Source organism: Phreatobacter sp. AB_2022a (assembly GCF_026847585.1).
GTDB lineage: Bacteria > Pseudomonadota > Alphaproteobacteria > Rhizobiales > Phreatobacteraceae > Phreatobacter.
Window position 1 is genome coordinate 1 of sequence record NZ_JAPSET010000070.1, and the last position, 23,237, is coordinate 23,237.

18 protein-coding genes and 1 tRNA gene are annotated in these 23,237 nt (G+C 70.4%); 8 read left to right on the plus strand and 11 right to left on the minus strand.

Annotation, left to right across the window (positions count from 1 at the left end; translation table 11 throughout):
• From OZ671_RS29635 to OZ671_RS29650, 4 genes are all read right to left on the minus strand, one after another.
• The coding region (locus OZ671_RS29635) for an NAD(P)-binding domain-containing protein (RefSeq protein ID WP_268864053.1) at positions 1-270 on the minus strand (270 nt) is incomplete at its 3' end.
• A gap of 11 nt (positions 271-281) precedes the next feature.
• The gene (locus OZ671_RS29640; protein ID WP_268864054.1) at positions 282-1,643 is read right to left on the minus strand and encodes an amidohydrolase family protein; all 1,362 of its coding nucleotides are present in this window, start codon (positions 1,641-1,643) and stop codon (positions 282-284) included.
• Positions 1,640-2,713, minus strand: a complete 1,074-nt coding sequence (locus OZ671_RS29645; RefSeq protein ID WP_268864055.1) for a maleylacetate reductase — start codon at positions 2,711-2,713, stop codon at positions 1,640-1,642. The genes OZ671_RS29640 and OZ671_RS29645 overlap by 4 nt, the downstream gene beginning before the upstream one ends.
• Positions 2,714-2,826: 113 nt before the next feature.
• Positions 2,827-3,153, minus strand: a complete 327-nt coding sequence (locus OZ671_RS29650; RefSeq protein WP_268864056.1) for a Dabb family protein — start codon at positions 3,151-3,153, stop codon at positions 2,827-2,829.
• 100 nt (positions 3,154-3,253) lie between these two features.
• Here OZ671_RS29650 and OZ671_RS29655 point away from each other — a divergent pair, with 100 nt between their 5' ends.
• Positions 3,254-4,189, plus strand: coding sequence for a LysR family transcriptional regulator (locus OZ671_RS29655; protein WP_038302008.1), 936 nt, complete (start codon positions 3,254-3,256; stop codon positions 4,187-4,189).
• A 12-nt stretch (positions 4,190-4,201) separates the two neighbouring features.
• Here OZ671_RS29655 and OZ671_RS29660 read toward each other — a convergent pair whose 3' ends face one another.
• Together OZ671_RS29660 and OZ671_RS29665 are read right to left on the minus strand one after the other, a co-directional pair.
• The gene (locus tag OZ671_RS29660) at positions 4,202-5,536 is read right to left on the minus strand and encodes a sigma-54-dependent transcriptional regulator (protein WP_103168053.1); all 1,335 of its coding nucleotides are present in this window, start codon (positions 5,534-5,536) and stop codon (positions 4,202-4,204) included.
• Entirely contained in the window at positions 5,536-7,365 is a 1,830-nt protein-coding gene (locus OZ671_RS29665) for a sensor histidine kinase (protein WP_268864057.1), read from the minus strand. Before OZ671_RS29665 ends, OZ671_RS29660 begins: the two co-directional genes overlap by 1 nt.
• Before the next feature lie 300 nt (positions 7,366-7,665).
• Here OZ671_RS29665 and OZ671_RS29670 point away from each other — a divergent pair, with 300 nt between their 5' ends.
• Positions 7,666-8,994: a dicarboxylate/amino acid:cation symporter gene (locus tag OZ671_RS29670; RefSeq protein WP_268864058.1), complete on the plus strand. Its 1,329-nt coding sequence runs from the start codon at positions 7,666-7,668 to the stop codon at positions 8,992-8,994.
• Positions 8,995-9,087: 93 nt separating this feature from the next.
• On the opposite strand, the gene OZ671_RS29675 is transcribed toward OZ671_RS29670, so the two are convergent.
• The 3 genes from OZ671_RS29675 to OZ671_RS29685 are packed head-to-tail and all read right to left on the minus strand — an operon-like array spanning position 9,088 to position 14,403.
• Positions 9,088-11,334: a N,N-dimethylformamidase beta subunit family domain-containing protein gene (locus OZ671_RS29675; RefSeq protein ID WP_268864059.1), complete on the minus strand. Its 2,247-nt coding sequence runs from the start codon at positions 11,332-11,334 to the stop codon at positions 9,088-9,090.
• Between the two features lie 27 nt (positions 11,335-11,361).
• Positions 11,362-12,966 (minus strand): ABC transporter substrate-binding protein, encoded by a 1,605-nt coding sequence (locus OZ671_RS29680; protein WP_268864060.1) that lies wholly within the window; start codon positions 12,964-12,966, stop codon positions 11,362-11,364.
• A 39-nt stretch (positions 12,967-13,005) separates the two neighbouring features.
• Positions 13,006-14,403, minus strand: a complete 1,398-nt coding sequence (locus OZ671_RS29685) for an aminotransferase (RefSeq protein ID WP_268864061.1) — start codon at positions 14,401-14,403, stop codon at positions 13,006-13,008.
• Positions 14,404-14,564: 161 nt separating this feature from the next.
• Between OZ671_RS29685 and OZ671_RS29690 the strand changes: the two genes are divergently transcribed.
• Positions 14,565-15,284, plus strand: coding sequence for a FadR/GntR family transcriptional regulator (locus tag OZ671_RS29690; protein WP_268864062.1), 720 nt, complete (start codon positions 14,565-14,567; stop codon positions 15,282-15,284).
• 11 nt (positions 15,285-15,295) lie between these two features.
• Here OZ671_RS29690 and OZ671_RS29695 read toward each other — a convergent pair whose 3' ends face one another.
• Positions 15,296-16,219: a LysR family transcriptional regulator gene (locus OZ671_RS29695; protein WP_268864063.1), complete on the minus strand. Its 924-nt coding sequence runs from the start codon at positions 16,217-16,219 to the stop codon at positions 15,296-15,298.
• A gap of 73 nt (positions 16,220-16,292) precedes the next feature.
• On the opposite strand from OZ671_RS29695, the gene OZ671_RS29700 reads away from it, so the two are divergent.
• From OZ671_RS29700 to OZ671_RS29715, 4 genes are all read left to right on the plus strand, one after another.
• On the plus strand, positions 16,293-17,252 hold the full coding sequence (locus OZ671_RS29700; protein ID WP_268864064.1) for a hypothetical protein: 960 nt from the start codon (positions 16,293-16,295) through the stop codon (positions 17,250-17,252).
• A gap of 3 nt (positions 17,253-17,255) precedes the next feature.
• On the plus strand, positions 17,256-18,263 hold the full coding sequence (locus tag OZ671_RS29705; protein ID WP_268864065.1) for a DUF2891 domain-containing protein: 1,008 nt from the start codon (positions 17,256-17,258) through the stop codon (positions 18,261-18,263).
• An 88-nt stretch (positions 18,264-18,351) separates the two neighbouring features.
• Complete coding sequence (gene panE / locus OZ671_RS29710) at positions 18,352-19,275, plus strand: 2-dehydropantoate 2-reductase (RefSeq protein WP_268864066.1); 924 nt, start codon at positions 18,352-18,354, stop codon at positions 19,273-19,275.
• 102 nt (positions 19,276-19,377) lie between these two features.
• Positions 19,378-21,033 carry an acetolactate synthase large subunit gene (locus OZ671_RS29715; protein WP_268864067.1) on the plus strand — a complete coding sequence of 552 codons (1,656 nt, stop codon included), beginning with the start codon at positions 19,378-19,380 and terminating at the stop codon, positions 21,031-21,033.
• Positions 21,034-21,246: 213 nt separating this feature from the next.
• On the opposite strand, the gene OZ671_RS29720 is transcribed toward OZ671_RS29715, so the two are convergent.
• Positions 21,247-21,321, minus strand: a tRNA-Gly gene (locus OZ671_RS29720).
• 561 nt (positions 21,322-21,882) lie between these two features.
• Here OZ671_RS29720 and hrpB point away from each other — a divergent pair.
• The coding region (gene hrpB / locus OZ671_RS29725) for an ATP-dependent helicase HrpB (RefSeq protein WP_268864068.1) at positions 21,883-23,237 on the plus strand (1,355 nt) is incomplete at its 3' end.

Here is a 23,237-nt window from a genome sequence, read left to right on the forward strand (position 1 = left end):
GATCGCGCCTGCCGGCAGCCCGGCAAGCAGCGTGCCGCCGGGGCCGAGCGCTCCCCTGAGAGCCTCGTCGTCGGGCAGCGAGGTGAAGACGATATCGGCGCCGGCGAGAGCGACGGCCGGATCCGCGCCGGCCTCTATCCCGCGCGCCGCGGCGAGCGCGTTGCGCTCCGGCGCGCGGTCGGAGCCGGCGACCCGATGGCCGGCCGCGGCCAGCCGCACGGCCATCGGCAGTCCGAGCTTGCCCAGTCCAATGAATGCGATCCGTGCCATCTGCGATCGTCCTATGCTGCGGCGGCGAGGCCGAGCTCGCCCAGAATGCGCTGGCCGGAGGCCTTGAGACGGGCCTTCAGGCCGGCAAGATCGGTCCGGATCAGCCGGCCGTCGCGCTTGGCGAAGCGCCCGCCGATCATCACGCTCTCGACATTGGCGATGCCGGCCTGCATCACCACGCTCGCGATCGGATCGTGGACCGGAAAGAGGTTGAGCCGGCTGGCGTCGAGCAGCACGAGATCGGCCTGCTTGCCGGGGCTGAGCGAGCCGATGCGGTGGTCGAGGCCGAGCATGCGCGCACCCTCGATGGTCAGCCAGCCGAGCGCGGCGCGCGTCGTGACGGTCGCGGTCGGCGGGATCGCACCGGTCGCCCGCCGGCCCGCGACATTGTCGATCAGGCGCTGCCCTGCGAGCGCCATGCGCGCGACGGTGAAGAGATCGGCCGAGACGACGCTTTCGATGTCGACGCCGAGCGAGGGAGCCGTGCCGCGGGCGATGAGGCGGCCGGTGATCGGCACGCCGTGGCCCTGGGCCATCTCGTTCTCCGGCGTGACGGTGAACGAGGTGCCGGCGGCGACCAGCCTGTCCAGCAGCGCATCGTCGAGATCGTTGCCATGGACGATGTTGAGCCCGGGACCGACCAGCCCCTCGCCGATCAGCCGGTGCCAGCCGCCGGGGCTGCGCGCCGGGCCGCCGCCCTGGTGCAGCGAGGCGACGAGGCCGAACTCGCGCGCCAGCGCGAGGTCGGCACGGGTCACCTCCAGCGTCGCATAATGCGGGCCGAGAATGGCCATGCCGAGCGTCACACGCCCGTCGCGGCCGCCGATCCGGCCGCGGGCCAGCCGCTCGATCTCGCCGCGCGGATGCGGCACTTCGGAAAAATGCGGCTCGCCCGGCTTCGGGTCCGGCTTCGGCGAGCCGTGGAAGAAGGCGGCGCGGATGCCGCTCTCGACCAGGGCGTCGATGGCCGCGTCGGTATGCTCGGGCGTCGGATTGTTGTGGCACCAGTCGACCAGGGTGGTCGCGCCGGCATCGATCTGGCCGAGGGCGCCGGCGAGCGTCGCGACATGGATGTCGTCGGGCCGGAACCGGGTCGCCAGGCCGCGATGCACCCAGGCGAAATATTCCGGCAGGGTCCAGTTGGCGGCGATGCCGCGCAGCGCGGTCTGCCAGGTGTGCTGATGCGCGTTGACGAAGCCGGGAACGACGATGCGGTCGGTCGCGTCGACGATCTCGGCGTCATCGGCCGGGATCGACGGGGCGATCGCGGCGATCCGCTCGCCCTCGACCAGCAGGTCGCCGCGGACGAGCTCGCCGATCGCCGGCTCCATCGAGACGATGGTGCCGCCGCGGATCAGGACCCGGCGGGTCACGCCGCGGCCTCCGCCGGCGGCGCGCCGGCCCAGGCCCGGGCGATGAGGGCGCGGACGGCGTCGCGTTCGATCGGCCGCGGGTTCCAGTAGGGATTGCGCACGGCAAGGTCGGCAGCCCGGTCGATATCGGCTTCGGCCATGCCGAGCTCGCGCAGCGAGCGGCGGGCGCCGACGGCACCGGCGAGGTCGAACAGGCCGCGCGGCGCATCGGCGGTGCCGAGCGCCCGCGCCGCCCGTGCGGTCGCCTCGGCCGCGGCGGACCGGTTATAGGCCAGCGCATGCGGCAGGATCACCGTGTGGGTTTCGGCATGGGGCAGGTCGAACGAGCCGCCGAGCGTGTGGCAGAGCTTGTGATGCAGCGCCATGCCGACCGTGCCGAGGCAGGAGCCGGCGAGCCAGGCGCCGTAGAGCGCATCGGCGCGCGCCGCGCGGTCGGCCGGCTCGGCCGCGATGCGCGGCAGGGCCCGCCCGAGGGCCCGGATGGCCTCCTCGGCCATCAGCGAGGTCACGGGATTGCGGTCCTCGGCATAGAGCGCCTCCACCGCATGGGCGATGGCATTGATGCCGGAAGTGCCGCTCAGCCCGGCCGGCAGGGTGAGGGTCAGGTCGACGTCGTAGATGACCGTCTCGGGCAGCACGGCGAGGCTGCGCTGGGTGGTCTTCACCCCGTCCCGGGTCTCGCCGAGGATCGGTGTCATTTCCGAGCCGGCATAGGTGGTCGGGATGGCGATCTGGTCGATGCCGGTGCGCAGCGCGAGCGCCTTGCCGAGGCCTATCGTGGAGCCGCCGCCGAGCGCCACGACGCAATCCGCGCCCGAAGCGGAGAGCGCCGCGACCGCCGCCTCGGTCGCCTCGACCGGCGTGTGCATCACGGCGCCGGCATGGACGCCGGCTGCGGCCCGGCCGATGAGGCCGGCCAGCCGTTCGCCTTCCCCGGACTGCTGTGGGGTGGTCAGGACCAGCGCCCGGCTTCGGCCGAGCCTTTCGAGCTCCCGCGGCAGCGTGGCGAGGGTTCCGCTTCCGAACACGACCCGCGCCGGCAGGGCCCCATAAACGAATGGGCCGACCATGGCTTCGTCTCCTCGTCCCGCGGCTCCGCGTCTCGACCGGAGCCGTGATCAGTTCTGGACGGGCGTTTTCGCCCTTGGGCCGTCGAGGCCGGTGTACAGCGGAGGCGAGGCCGTCAGGCCGATCGGGCCCTGTCCGCGACATAGTCCACCTGGTGGCGGGCGATCCGGAGATCGCCGAGTTCCTGCCGGACCCTGAGATGTTCGGGGTGGCTGGCATAGCGTTCAAGACCGGCCGCATCCGCAAATTCGGAGACCAGCACAACGTCGCAGGCATAGTCGACATTGGAGATGTCGACGCCGACCTCGATATGCGTCAGCCCCTCGATCCGGCCGATCAGGCCTTCGAAGGCGTCCTTCACCTTGCGGCGGGCGGCGATCCGCTCCTCCGGCGTGTCCGCCCTGAGTCGCCACATGACGATATGTCTGATCGGTCCGGTCATGATGCCCGCCGTTTCCTGTTCTGACGAGGACTATTGGCTTGCATGAAACGGAAGAAAAGAAGCTAATTCGGAAGACTCTTTTCCAGCTGGTGGAATTCTGATGGATCGCCTCAAGCAGGTCGAGCTCTTCGTCCGCACCGCCGAGCTGAACAGCCTGTCGAAGGCCGCGGACCTGCTCGGCATGTCCAATGCCGCCGCCAGCCGCTATCTGCGCGCTCTGGAGGAGCGTCTCGGTGCCCGGCTGATCGAGCGCAACACGCGCCGCCAGTGGCTGACCGATGCCGGCGAGGAATTCTACGAGCGGTGCACCTCGCTGCTCTCCGGCCTCGGCGAGGCGGAGGCGGCCGTCACCGCCCGCTCGTCGTCGCCGGCGGGCCTGCTGCGCGTCACCTCCTCCTTGTCCTTCTCCCTGATCTATCTGGCGCCGGTCCTGCCGGCTTTCCGCGCGCTCTATCCGAAGCTCGCCGTGCAGGTCGTGGTGGCCAACCGCTATCTCGACTTCATCGAGGCCGGCATCGACGTCGCGGTGCGCACCCGCGAGCACGAGCCGGATTCCGGCATCGTCGTGCGCCGGCTCTGCACCACCCGGCGCGTGCTGGCGGCAAGTCCCGACTACCTCGCCCGGCGCGGCGTGCCGCGGACGCCCGAGGATCTCGCAGCCCACGACATGCTCGTCTACAACCTCGCCAACGAGCCCTACATGCTGCATCTCAGGCGCGAGCAGGCCTCCCGCAAGGTGCGGATCTCGAGCGTGCTGGATACCAATGACGGCCAGATCATCCGCGTCGCGGCGATCGCCGGCCACGGCATCCTGATCCAGCCGATGTATATCGTGCACGACGACATAGCGAGCGGCCGGCTGAAGGTGGTCCTGGAGGACTGGCAGTTGCCGCCGCTGACCATGAACATCGCCTATCAGAACCGCCAGTTCGTGCCTGGCAAGATCCGCGCCTTTTCCGAGTTCCTGATCGAGCGGGTGCGCCAGGTCGAGCAGGAGCGCGAAAGGGCATGGGCGGGGCGCGCGGGCGCCGCCTGAGCTGGATCCGCGTCAGGCCGGGCGGTACCGGGTCTGGTCGATGCCGTGACGCCGGAGCTTGTCGTAGAAGGTCTTGCGCGGCAGGCCGAGGGCGGCAATCGCGCTGCGGACGTCGCCCTGGGCCGCCGCCAGCGCCTCGCGGATGAGGCTCGCCTCATAGGCGTCGACGCGCTCGGGCAGGGTTCCCTGCGGCGCCGGGCCCGGCGCTGCGGGCTGAGCCTCGCCGCCGTCGAGGCCGAGCGCCACGCGCTCGGCATAGTGCACGAGCTCGCGGACATTGCCCGGCCAGTCATGCTGTTCGAGCCGCATCCGCACCGTCGCATTGAGCGGCGGCGGCTCGCGGCGGAAGCGCTTCGCCGCCCGTGCGAGAAAATGGCCGAACAGGAGCGGCACGTCCTCGCGCCGCTCGCGCAGCGGCGGCACGCGCACCGCGACGACATGCAGGCGATAATAGAGGTCCTCGCGGAACGTGCCCTGCCGCACCAGGCTGGGCAGATCCGTCTTGGTCGCCGCGACCATGCGGACATCGACGCGCCGGACCTCGTTGGTGCCGAGCGGCGTGATCTCGCGCGCCTCCAGCACGCGCAGGAGCTTCACCTGCAGGGCCGGTGACATCGCCTCGATCTCGTCGAGGAACAGCGTGCCGCCATGGGCATGTTCGAACCGGCCGACCCGCTTCCGCTGGGCGCCGGTGAAGGCGCCGGGCTCGTGGCCGAACAGTTCGCTTTCGATCACGGTTTCCGGCAGAGCGCCGCAATTGACCGCGACGAAGGGCCGGGCGGCACGATGGCTCCAGCGGTGCAGGGCGTTCGCCACCACGTCCTTGCCGGCGCCGGTCTCGCCTTCCACCAGCACGTCGACGTCGGCGTCGGCCACCTGGTGCAGGGTCTGCCGCAGGCGCTCCATGACCGGCGTCGTGCCGATCAGCGGCAGGTCCTCGCTCGCCGTCTCCGCCGCCCGCCGCAGGGCGCGGTTCTCCAGCACCAGCCGGCGCTTTTCGAGCGCATGGCGGATGCTGCCGATCAGCCGGTCGACCGCGAAGGGCTTGGCGACGAAGTCATAGGCGCCCTCACGCATGGCATCGACCGCCATGGCGATGTCGCCATGGCCGGTGATCAGGATGACCGGCAGGTCCGGATCGAGCCGCTTGAGGCGCCGGAACAGCTCGAGGCCATCGACCCGCGGCATGCGGATGTCGCTGACCACCACGCCCGGAAAATCGGCGTCCAGCTCGTCCAGCGCCGCGACCGCGGACGGATAGGGCGTGACCGCGAGGCCCGCCAGCACGAGCGACTGGACATTGGCCGCACGCAGCGTCTCGTCGTCGTCGATGAAGGCGACGTCCATCAGGAAGCCCTCGGCAAGGTGATGGTGAAATGCGCGCCGCCGCGGTTCGCAACGGCGAGCGTGCCGCCGGTCTCGGTGATGATGTCGTTGGAGATGACGAGGCCGAGGCCGAGGCCCTGCGGCTTGGTGGTGGTGAAGGGCATGAACAGATGGTCCATCACGGCCGGCGGCAGGCCCGGCCCGTTGTCGGCGATGTCGATCGCGACGCCGTCGCCGACGCGCCGGCCGGCGATGTGGATCCGCCCGTCGTCGCGGCCGGCGAGCGCCTCCAGCGCGTTCTGCAGGAGATTGACCAGCACCTGTTCGAGCCGGATCCGGTCGGCCGTGACGCTCAGCCCCGGTTCTGCGATGTCGACATCGAGATCGATCGCCTGCAGGCGCAGCCGATGGCCGACCAGCAGGAGGGCGCCGTCGACCACGGTCTTCACCGGCACCGCCTCGACCCTGGCGGGTGCCTTGCGCGCGAAGGCCCTGAGCTCGCCGGTGATCGAGCCGATCCGGTCGGTCAGGCTGGCGATGGTGGCGAGATTGCCGTCGGCGGTTGCCGGCTCGTTGCGCTGGATCAGTTCGCGGGCATTGTCGGCGAAGGTCCTGATGGCCGCGACCGGCTGGTTGATCTCGTGGGCGACGCTGGCCGAGATCTGGCCGAGGACGGCGAGCTTGCTCGCCTGCACCAATTCGTCCTGAAGGTCGTCGAGCGCGGCCTGCGTCCGCTTGCGCTCGTCGATCTCGGCGATGAGCCGGTCATTGACCGCCTCGAGCTCGGCCGTGCGCTCGCTGACCCGCGCCTCCAGCTCGCGCCGCACCTCTTCCTGGCGGAGCTGCGCCCGGGCGCGCCGGCGGCGACTGAAGCGCCAGAGGCCGATCGCACCGAGCCCGAGCGACCCGCCGAACAGGGCGACCGCCTCGGCTGCCGTGGTCGCGAGGCGCAGCGTCGGCTCGACCGGGGCCAGCACGTGCAGCCGCCAGCGGGTGGTCGGCACCGGCACGTCGTGGTCGACGAAGCGCCGGTCGCCCGCCTCACCCGAGAGCCGCGTCGCGACCAGGCCGCCGTCGGCGCCTGCGTCCCGTTCGAGCGGCAGCAGTTCGAGTGATGCGTCGCCGAATTGCAGGCTCGCCCGGATCGCCGCCCTTTCGCCGAGTGCAATCGGCTGGGTCGCCCTGAACACCCAGTTCGGCTCGCTCGAGATCAGCACGATGCTGCGCTCGTCGGTGACGAAGGTCGGCATGGCGAAGCGCCGCCAGTCGGCTTCGATCGCCTGCGCCTCGACCTTGACCACGATCACGCCGATGACCCCGGCGGGCCCGTCGAGCCGCCGGGTCAGGTAGAGGCCGGGCAGCTGGCTCACCGTGCCGAAGGCGAAGTGTTCGGCCGCGCCGTCATCCATCGCCCGGCGATAATAGGGGCGGAAGGCGTAGTTGTTGCCGACGAAGCTGGTCGGCGTGCGCCAGTTGCTGGCGGCGACCGTCGTGCCGTCGCGGTCGAGCAGGTAGATCACCGAGACGCGCGCATTGGCGCTCAGTGTTTCGAGCTTCGGATTGAGCGCGGCGATCCGCTCCGGCGCGCGCGAGGCGAGCGCCTCGCGCAGGTCGCGGTCCTCGGCGAGGATCAGCGGCAGGGCACGATGCTTCTCGATCTCGCTCTGCAGCACCGCGACGCGCAGCTCGGCGGCCGCGCCCGCCGCCGCCCGGACGCTCGCATGGGCCCAGCGCGCGGCGATCTCGCGGGCGACGAGATCGAGCGCGACGAGCACTATGGCGCCGAGCGCGAGGCCGATCGCGGCCCGCCGCGTCAGCCACCGCCGAGCCGTGCCCGATGCTCCGGTCATGGTCCTCGCCGTTCCCTCGATACGCCGTCGCCGGACCTGCCGGAGGGGCGCCTTCTCCGTGCGGATTTCCGCCGCGACCTTAGCACGGTGTGCGGAATTCCACACAAGATGTATGGCGATCATTTCCGCGTCGTGCGAAAAGCCATTGTTTCACAATGCGCTGATCCGTTTCCACGAAATTGGCACGCGCCGTGCTCACCGCCATCGCGCCCGGTCCGCAACGCCGGGCTGGCGAAACCCAAGGACGGCTCGAACGCGCCCATGACGAGGCGCGGCGACCCGAAAGGCGAGGACACCGCGATGGCTCACGCGATCGAGGCGCAGGCTGCTGCCGCGCCGAAAAAACTGCACCAGCATCTCTATGTCCAGGTTCTGGCGGCCATCACGGTCGGCATTCTGCTCGGACATTTCTATCCAGGCCTCGGCGTGCAGATGAAGCCGTTCGGCGATGCCTTCATCAAGCTGGTCAAGATGATCATCGCGCCGGTCATCTTCCTGACCGTCGTGACCGGCATCGCCGGCATGCGCGATCTGGAAAAGGTCGGCCGGGTCGCCGGCAAGGCGATGCTCTATTTCCTGACCTTCTCGACGCTCGCCCTGATCGTCGGCCTCGTCGTCGCCAACGTCATCCAGCCGGGCTCGGGTCTCAATATCGACCCGGCGACGCTCGATCCGAAAGCGGTCGCCGGCTATACCGCCAAGGCGCACGAGCAGAGCCTCGTCGCCTTCCTGATGAACATCATCCCGGCCTCGCCGATCAGCGCCTTCGCCTCCGGCGACGTTCTGCAGGTCCTGTTCTTCTCGGTGCTGTTCGGCATCGCCCTCGGTGCGGTCGGCGACCGCGGCGAGCCGGTGCTGCATGTGCTGCAGTCGCTGTCGCAGGCCATGTTCAAGCTGGTGGCGATCCTGATGAAGGCCGCGCCGATCGGCGCCTTTGGCGCCATGGCCTTCACCATCGGCCAGTACGGCGTCGGTTCGATCGCCAGCCTGCTGCTGCTGATCGTCACCTTCTACCTGACCTCGTTCCTGTTCGTCTTCGTCATTCTCGGCCTCGTCGCCCGCTACAACGGCTTCTCGATCGTCGCGCTGATCCGCTACATCAAGGAGGAACTGCTGCTGGTGCTCGGCACGAGCTCGTCGGAGGCGGCGCTGCCGAGCCTGATGGAGAAGATGGAGCGGGCCGGCTGCCGCAAGTCGGTGGTGGGCCTGGTCATTCCGACCGGCTATTCGTTCAATCTCGACGGCACCAACATCTACATGACCATGGCAGCGCTGTTCATCGCCCAGGCGACCGGCATCCAGCTCAGCCTCTGGGACCAGATCCTGCTCCTGCTGGTGGCCATGCTCAGTTCCAAGGGGGCGGCCGGCATTACCGGCGCCGGCTTCATCACCCTCGCCGCGACGCTGTCGGTCGTGCCGGCCGTGCCGGTGGCCGGCATGGCGCTGATTCTCGGCATCGACCGGTTCATGTCGGAATGCCGCGCGCTGACCAACTTCGTCGGCAATGCGGTCGCCACCATCGTCGTCGCGCGCTGGGAGGGCGAGCTCGACGAGGGGCGTCTCGCCGATGCGCTGGCCGGTCGCGACGCCTCCGAGGCCGCGGAGGACGAGGCCGTGCTCGCCGCCTGAGCGCCGCGCCGTGGACGCCGCGGTCCGGATCCGGCCGCGGCCTTCCGCCGGGCGGGGCGTGGCTTGCCCGGCCCGGACTGCGCGTCGAGAGGTTCAGTCCGTGGTCTCGGCCGCGACGGGGGGCGGAAAGGGCGTCGGGTCGGCGAAGCGCCTGACGATATTGGTGATCAGCTTCGCCACGGGATTGTCATAGCCGTCGATCGGCAGGGCGCCGATGAAGTTCATCGAGCCGACCGAGAAGACCGCGCCGCCATTGGGGGTTTCCATGAAGGTCAGGTCGGAGCGGATGATGTCCTCGCGCTTGCCCGGCCAGGTATGGTCGCGCCGCTCCTCGTTGACCGGCTGATAGGTCGGATCCTCGACCACCGCGCGGGCGACGATGATGGCGTGCGGCGGCGTGCCCAGCCGCTCGTCGGCACGGTCGAGCTCGTGGCCCGCCGCGCCTCCGCCCATCAGGCCGCGCTCGCCGAAGGTCGTGCCGGGCAGCGCGGTCTCGGCCATGCCCTCGCGCATGAAGGCGACGCGTGGATCCATGATCCCGTCGAGAAAGCGATAGGGAAAGCCGAGATATTCGCCCTGCGTGCTGAAGCCGATGCCGACGAGCGCCTGTGGCGGCCGGCCGAGGCGCCGCCAGAGCCCGCCATAGGATCCGTCGAAGGCGTGGTAGCTTTCGCCTGGCAGCGTTTCCCACAGGCGGATGCCGCCCTCGGCGCGGCGCAGCTCGAAGGCCCACGGGCCGTCGGCATGTGGCACCACCTTCCAGTAGAAGCCGTTGCCGCCGAGATAGACGAAGCGGCCGCCGCGTTCGAAATAGGCGGCGAGCGCATCGAGCGTCTCGGTCGTATGATATTCGGGATGCTGGCCGGTCAGCACCACCTGGTACTGCGACAGGAGCTCCACCCCTTCGGCGTGTACGTCGTGGTCGGTGATCACCTCGAAGTCGATATTGCGCCGGCTCAGGAGATCGGTGACATAGCTGTCTGCGGCGATCCAGTAGAGCCCCGAGCCGCCGGGGCTCGGGTCGACCAGGTGGATCTGGTTGACCCGCTTGTCGATCAGCGGCCGGCGGATGGTCGACATGACGACGCCGCTGCCGTCGGAATGGAAGTTGTAGGGCGAGACGCCGTATTCCGGATGGCCGTCGGGCGCCTGGGCGAGCGCCCCCCAGGCGCGCGAACGCTCGGTGATCAGCGCCTGCCGACCGGCCTTCTGATACTGGCTGTAGACGGTGTAGCTGAAGGTCGGTGCGAGGAACGCGACCTTCGCCTGCGAACCCGGCACGGCGGCGCGCACGTGGAAGACGATGTTGTCGCGCGCGCCGTCCTTGTCGAGATGCAGGGCATAGACGCCGCTCTTCCAGTCGTCGGGCACGACGAAGCGGAGCGAGGTGGCCCAGCCGGCATCGCCGATATCGTCGTCGTGGAAGTGGATCGCCGCCCATTCGCCCGGCGCCTCGGTCCAGCGATGCACGGCGCCCGACCAGCGCGAGCCGGTCATGGCGCGGGTCGGCAGGTTCACGCAGCGCCCGTCATGCCCGCCGGGTCCGATGTCGCGGGCGGTGTCGGTCGGAATGTCCAGGGCAAAATCCCATTCGGCGACCAGCCGCGCGCCGACCAGTGCCTTGCCGGAGCCCTGCGAGGCCAGAACCGCGGCCAGATCGGCCGTGCCGGCAAGGATCCGCGGCCGCTCGATCTTGCCGTTGAAATGGGCCCGCACCCCGCCGTCGTGCCGCTCGGCGGCAATGGCGGCCCGGCCGGCGCCGCCCGGCCTTCCGCCGGCTGTCGCCTCGGCGGTCTTGCGCTCGTCGCGGTCGAGGCGCGGCTTGCGGGGCGCCTGGCCGACCCTTACGAGACCGCGCGCGGGATCGACCAGGCAGGCAATGTCGTGCCAGGCCCGCTCGGTCGGCGCGACGCCGGTCTCGACCTCCACCATGCCGGCCGGTCCGGCGAGCCGGCAGAAGGCGCCTTTCGGGCCGATGCCGAGGCTGAGCGCGCCGGCGGCGCCGGACCAGTTCAGCACCACCTGCCGGCCGGCGGCGAGGAGCGTTGGCCAGACCGTTGCCGCCAAGGCGATCGGCCCGTCCGGCGGGCCGAGATCGAGCGCTGCGACGTCGACCCACGATCCGAGCGCGATCGGCTGCTCGATGCCGTCGTGCTCGCCTTCCAGCGCCCAGGGCACGGCGATCTCGCGATAGCCCGGCCCCTTCGGGTTGGGATCGCCGCACAGCACGCGGGCCATGCGCGCCCGGTAGCGGCCGCCGCCCACGACGCTGATCTTGAAGCCGATCTCCTCGCCGGGGCGAACGCTCCAGCGGTCGACGTAACCTGTGATGGGCAGCATGGACGTTTCCCTCGATGCGGATCGGCTTCAGGCGCGGCGGACGTTCCAGAACAGCGGCAGGCCCTTGAGGATGCCGGTCAGGTCCTTGCGGTAGGCGGTCGGCTGCAGGAATACGCCGAGCGGCACGTAGGGCACGTCGATGAAGGCCTGGCGCTGCATGTCGCGGCCGATCCGCTGCTGGGCCGCGACATCGGGCGCCAGGAACCAGGCATCGCGCAGCGCCTCGAGCTTCGGGCTGGTCGACCAGCCGAAGGTCGCCTTGTCGCCCGAGCCACGCAGGAAATTGTGCGCCGAGGGGTTCAGCTGGGTGACGCCGGCGGAATAGGTGCAGAAGGCGTTGTAGCCGCCGCGATCGGGCGGCTCGCGGTTGCCCATGCGACGCAGCATCGAGCCCCAGTCCATCACGACATAGTCGACGGTGAGGCCGAGCTTGCGGAACAGGTCGGCCGTCACCTCGCTCATCGCGCCGATGACTGGGAAGTCGCCGGGCGCCATCAGCAGCACCTTTTCGCCCCTGTAGCCGGCATCGCGGATCGCCTTCGCCGCGGCGGCGAGGTCGCGCGGGCCGGTCAGCGCCGCCATGCCTTCGTCACTGGCCATGGCGGCGCCCGGCGGGAAGAAGCCGACGCCCTCGCGCCAGAGGCTCCTGTCGTCGCCGGCGATCGCCGACATGAACTCGCGCTGGCTGACCGCCGACAGCACGGCCCGGCGGATCGCCGGATTGTCGAAGGGCGGCAGCGTATGGTTGAAGCGCAGCACGCCGACATTGCCGATCGGGTCGAGCAGGTCGACGGTCAGCGCGGCGTTGCGTTTCAACGGCGGCAGGAGGTCCATGATCGGCTGGTCCCACCAGTCGATCTCGCCGCGCTGGAGCGCCGCCGCCGCTGTCGCCGCATCGGGCATGATCTGCCATTCGACCCGATCGAAATGCACCCGCTTCGGCCCGGCGAGCAGGCTGGTCGTGCCCTCTGGGCGCGGCACGTAGCCGTCGAAACGGGTATAGACGATGCGCGAGCCGGGCACGTGCTGGTCGGCCTGGAAGCGGAACGGGCCACTGCCGACGAGCTCCTTCACCGGCAGGTTGCCGTCGGTGACGGCAAGGCGCTCCGGCATGATGAAGGCGATGATCGCACCGACCTTGCCGAGCGATTCCGGCAGCATCGGGAACGGGCTTTTCAGGCGCCAGCGGATGGTGCGGTCGTCGGGTGCGCTGATCTCGTCGACCACGGTGAACAGCGAGTTGCCGAAGGCATCGCGCGAAGCCCAGCGCCTGAGGCTCGCCACCACGTCGCGGCCGCGGACCGGTTCGTCGTCGTGGAACTTCAGGCCCTCGCGGAGCGTCATCGTCCAGAGCCGGCCGTCGTTCTCGACGGTGTGTCCGGCCACCATCTGCGGTTCGGTCTCAAGCCGTTCGTTGACGCCGTAGAGCGTGTCGAACACCAGGAAGCCGTGATTGCGGTTGACGAGCCCCGTGGTGATGATCGGATCGAGGATCGCCGCGTCCGCCTGCGGCACGAAGCGCAGCGTGCGCGCCGCCGCGCCCTGGGCGATGGCGGGCCCGGCGAGGCGGCCTGCCAGGGCCGCCGCGGCGCCGGCGCCGAGGGCCGAACGGAAGAGGTCTCGACGGTGCATGCGGCGTTCTCCCCGTGGCGATGAAGGGTCTTCGGGCGGCTACTCCGCGGCCTGGCCGGTCCGGCCGGCGCATGTCGCCTCGACGGTCGCGAGCGTGCGCGCCGTGAGGTCGAGGATTGCGTCGACCCCGGTCTCGTCGATGATCAGCGGCGGGCAGAAGCCGATCGTGTCGCCCATGGCGCGGATGATCAGGCCGTTCTCCAGGGCCGTCGCATCGAAGCGCCCGCCGATCTTCAACCCCGGAGCGAAGGCGGTCCGGCTCGCCGGATCGGCCACCAGCTCGACACCGATCATCAGCCCCTCGCCCCGGACGTCGCCGACGATCGCCGAGCTAGCGGCGATGGCCTGAAGGCCGGCCTTCAGCCGCGCCCCCATGGCCCGCACATGGGCGACGACGTCCATCTCGCGGTAGACGGCGAGCGTCTCCAGGGCGATCGCGGCGCCAACCGGATGGGCCGAATTGGTGAAGCCGTGGCCGAAGAGCTCGCCGGCCCTGTTCATCGCGGCGAGGGCCTCGCGTACCGGCCGGCCAAGCAGCACCGCGGAGATCGGGAAATAGGACGAGGACAGGCCCTTGGCGAGCGCCGCCATGTCGGGGGTCATGCCGACGGTCTGGCAGCCGAACCAGTTGCCGGTGCGGCCGAAGCCGCAGACCACCTCGTCGGCGAGGATCAGGATGCCGTGCCGGCGCAGCACGGTTTCCATGGCGGCGAAATAGCCCTTCGGCGGCACGACGATGCCGCCGCCGGCATTGATCGGCTCGGCGATGAAGGCCGCGATGGTCTCCGGACCCTCGGCCAGGATCATGGCTTCGAGGTCTCCGGCGAGCCGCTTGACGAAATCCGCTTCGGTCTCGCCGGGGCGCATGCCGCGATAGGGATCCGGGCAATGGGTGTGCAGGAAGCCCGGCAGCGGCAGGCCGAATTCACGATGCATGCGCGGCAGGCCGCACATGGAGGCGGCGGCGATGGTGGAGCCGTGGAAGCCGCGGTCGCGGGCGATGACCTTGCGCCGGCCCGGCTCGCCGCGCGCGGCGTGATAGACCCAGGCGAGCTTGACCATGGTTTCGGTGGCTTCCGAACCGGAGGTCGCGAAATAGGCCTGGGCCTCCGGGATCGGCGAGAGCGCCACGAGCTGCTCGGCAAGGTCGATCGCGATGTCGGGCGTCTTGTGGTTGAAGCTGTGATAGTAGCCGAACCGGTCATAGGCGGCCGCGGCCGCCGCCTTGAGGCGGGCGTGGGAGAAGCCGAGCGAGGCGCACCAGAGCCCCGCCATGGCTTCCACGTAGCGTTTGCCGCCGGCATCGAAGACATGGATGCCTTCGCCGTGCGTCATGATCAGCGGCCCGACCTCGGCATGCAGATCGGGATTGGTCTGCGAGTGCAGATGGAACAGCACGTCGCGCGCTTCCGCGGAATTCGGCTTCAGCTTCGCCATGGCGGCCTGCTCCCCGTGGCGCCGCGATCGGCGCCGGCTGTCGCGAGAGAAAGGCGGGGCTTCGAGCCCTCTCTTTTTTGGTCATACCAAATTGGCCTGACCAGATTGGAGCGCCTATATGAAGCTTGTCAAACGCCGCAACCCGATCGCCCGAACCTGCCATGCTGCCTGAACCGCCTTCCGTGCCTGCGCGCAGTTTCGAGATCGTGGCGCGCAAAATCGCCGCCATGGTCCAGTCCGACTACAAAATCGGCCAGAGATTGCCGGCGGAACGCGATCTCGCCCGCACCTTCGGCGTCTCGCGTCCGACCATCCGCGAGGCGATCCTGTCGCTCGCCATGGCAGGTATGCTGAAAGTGCGCAGCAACAGCGGCGCCTATGTCGTCAGCCGCCACGAGGCGCCTGAGGTGCAGGCGCTGGAGGGCTTCGGCCCGTTCGAGAATCTGGAGGCGCGGCGCCTGGTCGAGCCGCAGGTCGCGGCGATCGCGGCCAGTCGCGCCTCGCCGGCCAAGATCGCCGAGCTCGCCGAGACGCTTGCCATGATGCGCCGCGACCATGCCGAGGGCCGCGAGGCGGACGGGCCGGATCATCGCTTCCACGTCGTGTTGGCGGAAGCGACCGGCAACGGTGCCCTGGTCGCCCTGTCGGATCAGCTCTGGCGCGGCCAGATCGAGTCGCGCATCTGGCGCGAGATCCATGTCCACATGCGCATGGAGGACTACCGGCCGATGTGGTTCGCCGATCACCAGGCCATCTACGAGGCGGTTCGGTCGGGCCACGCCCGCAAGGCGAGCGCGGCCATGACGCGCCACCTCGACAATATCAGGGAGGCGCTGATGACCGCCTCGCACGCGCGCGCCATGGCCCAGCCCGCAGGCTGATCGGCTGCCGCTCAGGACGTGGCGGGAGCCGTTGCGCCGGCGGCCGCCGCGACGATCTGGTCGATCAGCCAGGCGAGCGCGGCAGGCGCCGCGGCATGGCGGGCGTGGATCAGGTCCACCGCGAAGGGGGCGAGCGGGAAGGGCAGCGCGGCGAGCGAAACGCCGGCAGCCTGCGCGAAGCGGCGGGCGATCCGCTCGGCCATGGTGGCGACGAGATCGGTGCCGGCGACCGCGAAGGGTACCGCGACCGCATGCGGCAGGGTGACGGCGACGCGCCGTTTCAGGCCGCGCTCGGCCAGCATGGCATCGACCGCGCCGGGCGTGCCGTCGCCACCGACCGACGAGAACAGGGCATGGGGCGAGGCGAGATAGCGCTGTTCGTCGAGCCGGCCGCGCGCGCCCGCTGCGCGGATGCAGGCAAAGCGTTCGGTGAACAGCTGACGGCGGATGGTCTGCGGCGAGGCCGACAGATGACCGCCGATGAGCGCGTCGAGCTCGCCGCGCTCGAGTTTTTGCAGGCTGTCGCGCGCATCGGTGATCGGCCTGACCGCGAGATCGACGCCGGGCGCGGTCCGACGGATGAGGCCGACCAGCGCCGGCACCACGACGAGATCGCCATAGTCGGTCACCGCGATGGTGAAGCGATGGCGGGTCGTGGCCGGCTCGAACGGCGCATCGGCGGCCAGCGCGCGGCGAACTTCGCCGAGCGCCGCGCCCACCGGCTGCGCCAGCGCCAGGGCGCGCGGCGTCGGCTGCATGCCACCGGCGCTGCGCACGAAGAGCGGATCGTCGAACAGCAGCCTGAGGCGCGTCAGCGCGCTGCTCATCGAGGGCTGCGCGAGCCCGATGCGCCGGCCGGCGCGCGTCACGTGGCGTTCGAGCATCAGCGCCTCGAAGGCGACGAGCAGATTGAGGTCGACGGCGGCCAAATTCATGCAGTCAATTATGATCATAGCATCAATCGATTTCCAAGATAGTCGATCTCCTGGCAGAAGCATGGCGCTTGTCATGGCACAGGAGCCGCCATTGCCGATCCGCGCCTTTTTGCCGAAGGGGCCGACATTGCTGGCGCTCGGCGTGTTTCTCGGCCTCGGCGTGCCTCCGCTCGCCGACGCCGCCGGCCCGCTGATGCCGGCCGCGATCTTCCTGATCGTGCTCGGCCCCCTGCTCCGGATCGACCTGGCCGCCGCCGGCGCGGCCCTGACGCGGCCGATGCCGTCGATCGTCCTGCCGCTGATCGTCATGGTCGCCTCGCCGCTCGTCGCCGCAGGGCTTGCGATGCTTGCGGGACTGGGGCCGGATCTGACGCTCGCCCTGGTGCTGGCCGCCGCGGCGCCGCCGTCCAGCGGCACGACGGCGGTCGCGCGCATGCTCGGCCTCAACGGCACCGTGCCATTGGTCGCGACCCTCGTGTCCATGGCCCTGGCGCCGCTCACCGTGCCGCTCGCCGCAGCCTGGTTCGGCGGATTGAGCCTTGCCCCGCTCGCGCTGGCCTTGAAGCTTGCCGGCCTGGTCGGCGGCGCGGCCGCCGTCGCCCTCGTCGCGCGCCGCCATGCGGCCGGTCTCCTCGCCGCCTGGGGCGGCCTGATCGACGGTGTCACCGTGACCGCCCTCATCGTCTTCGCGCTCGCCACCATGGCCGGCATGCGCGCGGCCATCGGCGCCGATCCGGCGCTGGCGGTCCTCTGCCTCGTGCTCGCCTTTGCGGCCAATGCCGGCCTACAGCTCATGGGCGCGCTGGTCCTGCCGGGCTCCTTCCGCGAGCGCGTGACCGCCGGCCTCGTCCTCGGCAACCGCAATGTCGGCCTCGTCTGGTCGGCGCTCGGCGCCGCCGCCAGCCCGCAGCTCGCGCTCTACTTCGCGGCCACCCAGCTGCCGATCTACATCCTGCCGCGTTTCGTCCAGATCCTGTGCGACCGGCGGGAACGGGCGCGGTGCGCGCCCGACACCGACAAGGCAAGGACCTGATCCATGGAGAGACTGAGCCTCACCGCCACCCATGCGGCGCATTTCGCCGCGATCGCGCTCGGCCATGTCGGGCGCGAATATCCGAACAAGCCCGACCATGTCCTGGCCGGTCCCGAAGACGCGCGGACGCCGCGCGCGCTGCATCCGATCTTCTACGGCAGCTACGACTGGCATTCCTGCGTCCACAGCTACTGGATGCTGGCCCGCCTCCTGCGCCGCTTCCCGGATCTTGCGCTCGCCGACGAGATCGCGGCCCTGTTCGACCGCCAGTTCGTCGCCGACAAGGTGGCGGCCGAATGCGCCTATCTCGCCACGCCCGAATCGCGCGGTTTCAAGCGGCCCTACGGCTGGGCCTGGCTACTGAAGCTCGCCGAGGAGCTGACGCTGGCAAAGGACCAGAGATGGTCACGGGCGCTCGCCCCGCTCGCCGAGGCCTTTGCCCAGCGCTTCCGCGACTTCCTCCCGCTCGCCACCTATCCGGTGCGTGTCGGCACGCATTTCAACACCGCCTTCGGCCTTGCCATGGCGATCGACTATGCGCGGGCCACGGGCGATGCGGACCTTGCCGACCTCGTCGTCGCGACCGGCCGGCGCTGGTATGGCGACGACGTCGCCTGTCCGGCCTGGGGCGAGCCGAGCGGCGACGATTTCCAGTCCTCGGCGCTGATCGAGGCCGAATGCATGCGCCGCCTGCTGCCGGCGGCGGAGTTCCGCGCCTGGTTCGACGCCTTTCTGCCGGACATCGCCGAACGCCGGCCGGCGACTCTGTTCCGGCCGGCCACGGTTTCGGACCGCACCGACGGCAAGATCGCCCATCTCGACGGGCTGAATCTCAGTCGCGCCTGGTGCTGGCGCTCGCTCGCCCGCGCCCTGCCTCCTGACGATCCGCGCCGCGCCGTGATCGTGGCTGCGGCCGAGGCCCATCTCGGCGCCGGCCTGCCGCATATTGCCGGCGACTATATGGGCGAGCACTGGCTCGCGAGCTTTGCGGTGCTGGCGCTGGAGGCTTGACGCGGGAGGAGGCGACGCGGCGCGCCCGATGCGGCAGGATGCCCACCGTCGGGGCGCTGTCGCGGGGGCGTGCCGGGAGGAGATCAGGATGCGTCTTTTGGTGGTCGGAGCCGGCGCGACCGGCGGATATTTCGGCGGTCGTCTGGCCGCGGCGGGACGGGACGTGACCTTCCTGGTGCGGCCGAGGCGCGCGGCCGAGCTCGATGCCAAGGGACTGACCATCGTATCGCCCCATGGCGATCTCGTGCTCAAGCCCGATCTGGTCACGGCGGGCCGCATCACCGGGCCCTACGACGTCATTCTCCTGTCGGTGAAGGCCTATGCGCTGGAGCCGGCGCTCGATGATCTCGCCCGGGCCGTCGGGCCACAGACCATGATCGTGCCGGTGCTGAACGGCATGCGCCACATGGACGTCATCGCGACGCGCTTCGGCGAGCAGGTCCTGCTCGGCGGCGTCTGCCGCATCGCCGCGACCATCGATCCCGAAGGCCGCATCGCCCAGCTCGCGAAGTTCCACGAGCTCGTCTACGGCGAGCGCGACGGCCAGCCGTCCGAGCGCACGGCAGCGCTGCACGCCTTCATGTCGGGCGCCGGTTTCGACGCCAAGCTGTCCCCGGCGATCACCCGCGAGATGTGGGAGAAATGGGCCTTCCTGGCAACGCTCGGCGGCATCACCTGCCTGATGCGCGGCAGCGTCGGCGAAATCGCGGCGGCGGCCGGCGGGCCCGACTTCGTCGCCCGCTTCTTCGATGAGGTGGTGACCGTGGTGCGCGCGGTCGGCGTCGCGCCGAGCCCGGAATTCCTCGTTCATGCCCGCGGCCAGGTGACGGCGCCCGGCTCGCCGCTTACCGCCTCGATGTTCCGCGATCTGCAGGCCGGCGGCCCGATCGAGGCCGACCAGATCCTCGGCGATCTCGTCGCGCGTGCCCGCTCGGCCGGGCTCGAGGCGCCGCTGGTCAGCGCCGCCTTTACCCAGCTCTCCGTCTATCAGAAGCGGCTCGGCACCGGCTGACGGCCGTCCCGCCGCCAGCCGTGATCGCCGCGCCCCTTGCCATGGCGGCTCCAGCGCCGCACATGCTGGACGGGGCCGGCACGGCATGAAAGGCGACGAACGATGGCGAAGGGTTCGGATATTCTGGTCGCGGCGCTGGAGAACGAAGGCGTCGACTGCATCTTCGGCGTGCCGGGCGAGGAAAATCTCGACGTCGTCGAATCGCTGCGCAAGTCGCGCATCAAGCTGGTGCTGACCCGCCACGAGCAGGCGGCGGCCTTCATGGCCGCGACTCATGGCCGCCTGACCGGCAGGCCCGGCGTCTGCATCGCGACGCTCGGCCCCGGCGCGCTCAATTTCTCGACCGGCGCGGCCTATGCCCATCTCGGCGCCATGCCGATGATCCTGATCACCGGGCAGAAGGCGATCATGACCGCCAAGCAGGCGCGGTTCCAGATCGTCGACGTCGTCGCTTCGATGAAGCCGCTGACCAAGATGACGCGCCAGATCGTCAGCGCCGCCAGCATTCCCACCATGGTGCGCGATGCCTTCCGTGTCGCCAGCGAGGAGCGGCCGGGTCCCGTCCATCTCGAACTGCCCGAGGACGTCGCGGCCGAGGAGGTCGCCGACGCGCCGCTCATCCCGGTCCATCCGATCGACCGGCCGGTGGCGACCGCCGCCGCGCTCGACCGCGCCGCCGAGATGATCCTTGCCGCCGAACGGCCGTTGGTCATGATCGGCGCGGCCGGCAACCGGCCGCGGCTGGTCGAGCCGCTGTCGGCCTTCGTGCGCAAGACCGGCCTGCCCTTCTTCAACACGCAGATGGGCAAGGGCGCGGTCACCGGCGGCTCCAATCTCTATATGGGGACCGCGGCGCTCTCCGAACGCGACTATGTGCACCAGGCGGTGGACCGGGCCGACCTGATCGTCGCGATCGGCCACGACACGGTGGAGAAGCCGCCCTTCCTGATGCGCAATGCCGGCGGGCCGAAGGTCATCCATGTCGGCTACAGCTCGGCCAATGTCGAGCAGGTCTACCATCCCGATGCCGAGGTGGTCGGCGATATCGGCGCGAGCGTCGCCCTCCTGGCCGATCGCCTCAACGGACGCCTGAAGCCGGACCAGCCCCTGCTCGCGCTGCGCGCCAGGATCCTCGAACGGCTCAACGACCGTGCGGCAGAGGACCGCTTCCCGATCACGCCGCAGCGCATCGTGCACGACGTCCGGCAGGTCATGCCCGAGGACGGCATCGTCTGCCTCGACAACGGCATGTACAAGATCTGGTTCGCCCGCAACTACCGCACGCATGTCGCCAACACGCTGTTGCTCGACAACGCCCTCGCCACCATGGGCGCCGGACTGCCCTCGGCGATGATGGCGGCCATGCTGCATCCCGACCGGCGGGTCATGGCGGTGTGCGGCGACGGCGGCTTCATGATGAACAGCCAGGAGATGGAGACGGCGGTCCGGCTCGGGCTCAACCTGGTCGTGCTCATCCTCGACGACAGCGCCTATGGCATGATCCGCTGGAAGCAGGCGGTCGACAATTTTCCGGATTTCGGCCTGACCTTCGGCAATCCCGACTTCGTGCGCTACGCCGAATCCTACGGCGCCAAGGGCTCGCGTGTCGCCGCGGCCGCCGATCTCGTGCCGACGCTGGAGGCGGCGTTCAGAGGCGGCGGCGTCCACCTCGTCGACGTGCCGATCGACTATTCGGAGAATACGCGCGTCCTGGTCGAGGAGCTGCGCAACACGGTGCCCGACGTCGATCTGGCCTGAGCGACATGGCGGGCCCGGCGCATGGCCGGCGCGCGCGAGGCTATCGGCGCGCGACCGCTGGTCGATCATCGCGCTCGAAACGACCAGGCCGTGTATCCAAATGGCACGCCATGGTCCCTCCAGGTTGCGGCCTGCCCCGATATGGGACGGCTCCGCGCCGCACGCGACGCGTGTCGCGGGCGCTGGCCGCAATCGGATGTATCGGAAGGGGACTGGAGCGGGCGATCGGGATCGAACCGACGACATTCAGCTTGGGAAGCTGACGTTCTACCACTGAACTACGCCCGCGCGAGGCGGCGCGACCATAGCCACAGGCGCCCCGGCTTCGCAAGAGGCATGCTCCGGCCCTGTGGGTGGCGCGACTGCGAAAAAAGCAGACGGCCCGCGGCGGCGGCCGCGGGCCGTCCCTGGAGTGACCCTGGAGGAACGAGGAGCGGTCACTCCTCCGTCCGGACGACGGGCCCATTGGGCGGAGGCCTGTCGGTGGTTCTCCGGACGGGGATCTCGAGCAGGAAGGAACAGCGGCGGTCGTGGGCGACCAGGGCGTCGATCGGGCCGCGCGGGCGGCGCTCCTCGGCCTGTCGTTCGGATCGCTCGCGGCGCGTCACGGCTTGGAACTCCTTCCGATGGTGAGGCGGCGCCGTGTCCCAGCCTGGAACGGCGGGCGTCCTTGGGAAGCTGCCACGCAAGGCCGGGGCCTAGCCGGCGGAATCGGGCCGGCGCGCCGTGGCGCGCTTGCGGATGCGGTGAAGGAACCGTAAACGCGCCTTTGACCCGTTCGAACCCCTCCTGGATCTGCGGTGCGCCCCGGCGCACCATTGCCGCGACCTCCTGCCCGCCGGTTCCTCAGTGCCCGTGCCATCCGCATCCGCCCTTCCGATCGACGAAGCCCTGCCGGCGCTCACCGCCGCGCTTGCCGGAGCGCCCAATGCCGTGCTGGTCGCGCCGCCCGGCGCCGGCAAGTCGACGCGCGTGCCGCTGGTGCTGGCAGAGGAAGCCTGGGCGGCCGAGGGCCGCATCCTGGTGCTGGAGCCCCGCCGCATCGCCGCGCGGGCGGTCGCCGATCGGATGGCGAAGACCCTCGGCGAGCCGGTCGGCGCGACCGTCGGCCTGCGCGTGCGTTTCGGCTCCAAGGTTTCGGCCCACACCCGCATCGAGGTGGTCACCGAGGGCATCTTCACCCGCATGATCCTCGACGATCCCGCCCTGACCGGCGTCGCGGCCGTGCTGTTCGACGAGTTCCACGAACGCAGCCTCGATGCCGATCTCGGCCTTGCGCTCGCCCTCGACGCCCAGGGCGCGCTGCGCGAGGACCTGCGCATCCTCGTCATGTCCGCGACCCTCGACGGCGCCCGCGTCGGCCGGCTTCTCGGCGATGCGCCGCTCGTCGAGAGCGCCGGCCGCGCCTTTCCGGTCGAGACCCGTTTCGCCGGCCGCGATCCGGCTCTGCGTCTGGAGGACGAGGTGGCGCGCGTGATCCGCCGGGCGCTTGCCGAGGAGCCCGGCTCCATCCTGGTGTTCCTGCCCGGCACGGCCGAAATCCGCCGCGTCGGCGAGCTGCTCGCGGCCAGCGTCCGCGACCCCGCCGTCGACATCGTGCCGCTGCACGGCACGCTCGATCCGCGCGAGCAGGACCGCGCGGTCGAGCCGGCGGCGCCGGGCCGGCGCAAGGTGGTGCTGGCAACCTCGATCGCCGAGACCTCGCTGACCATCGAGGGCGTGCGCATCGTCGTCGATTCCGGTCTTGCCCGGGTGCCGCGGTTCGAGCCGGATCTCGGCCTGACGCGGCTTGAGACGGTGCGCGTGTCGCGCGCCGCTGCCGACCAGCGCCGCGGCCGCGCCGGCCGCACCGAGCCGGGCATCTGCTACCGGCTGTGGGAGGAGGCGCAGGAAGGTTCCTTCCCGGCCTATGCGGCGCCGGAAATGCTGGCGGCGGACCTCGCCTCGCTGCTGCTCGACTGCGCCGCCTGGGGCGTCACCGATCCCCTGACCCTCAGCTTCCTCGATCCGCCGCCGAAGCCGGCGCTCGTCGAGGCGCGGGCACTGCTGCAGAGCCTCGGCGCGCTCGAAGCCGACGGCCGGATCAATGACGAAGGCCGACGCCTGCGCGCCCTGCCGCTGGCGCCCCGGCTCGCCCGCATGGTGGTCGATGCCGCGCGCCGCGGCGAAGGCCGGCTCGCGGCCGACCTCGCGCTGCTCGTCTC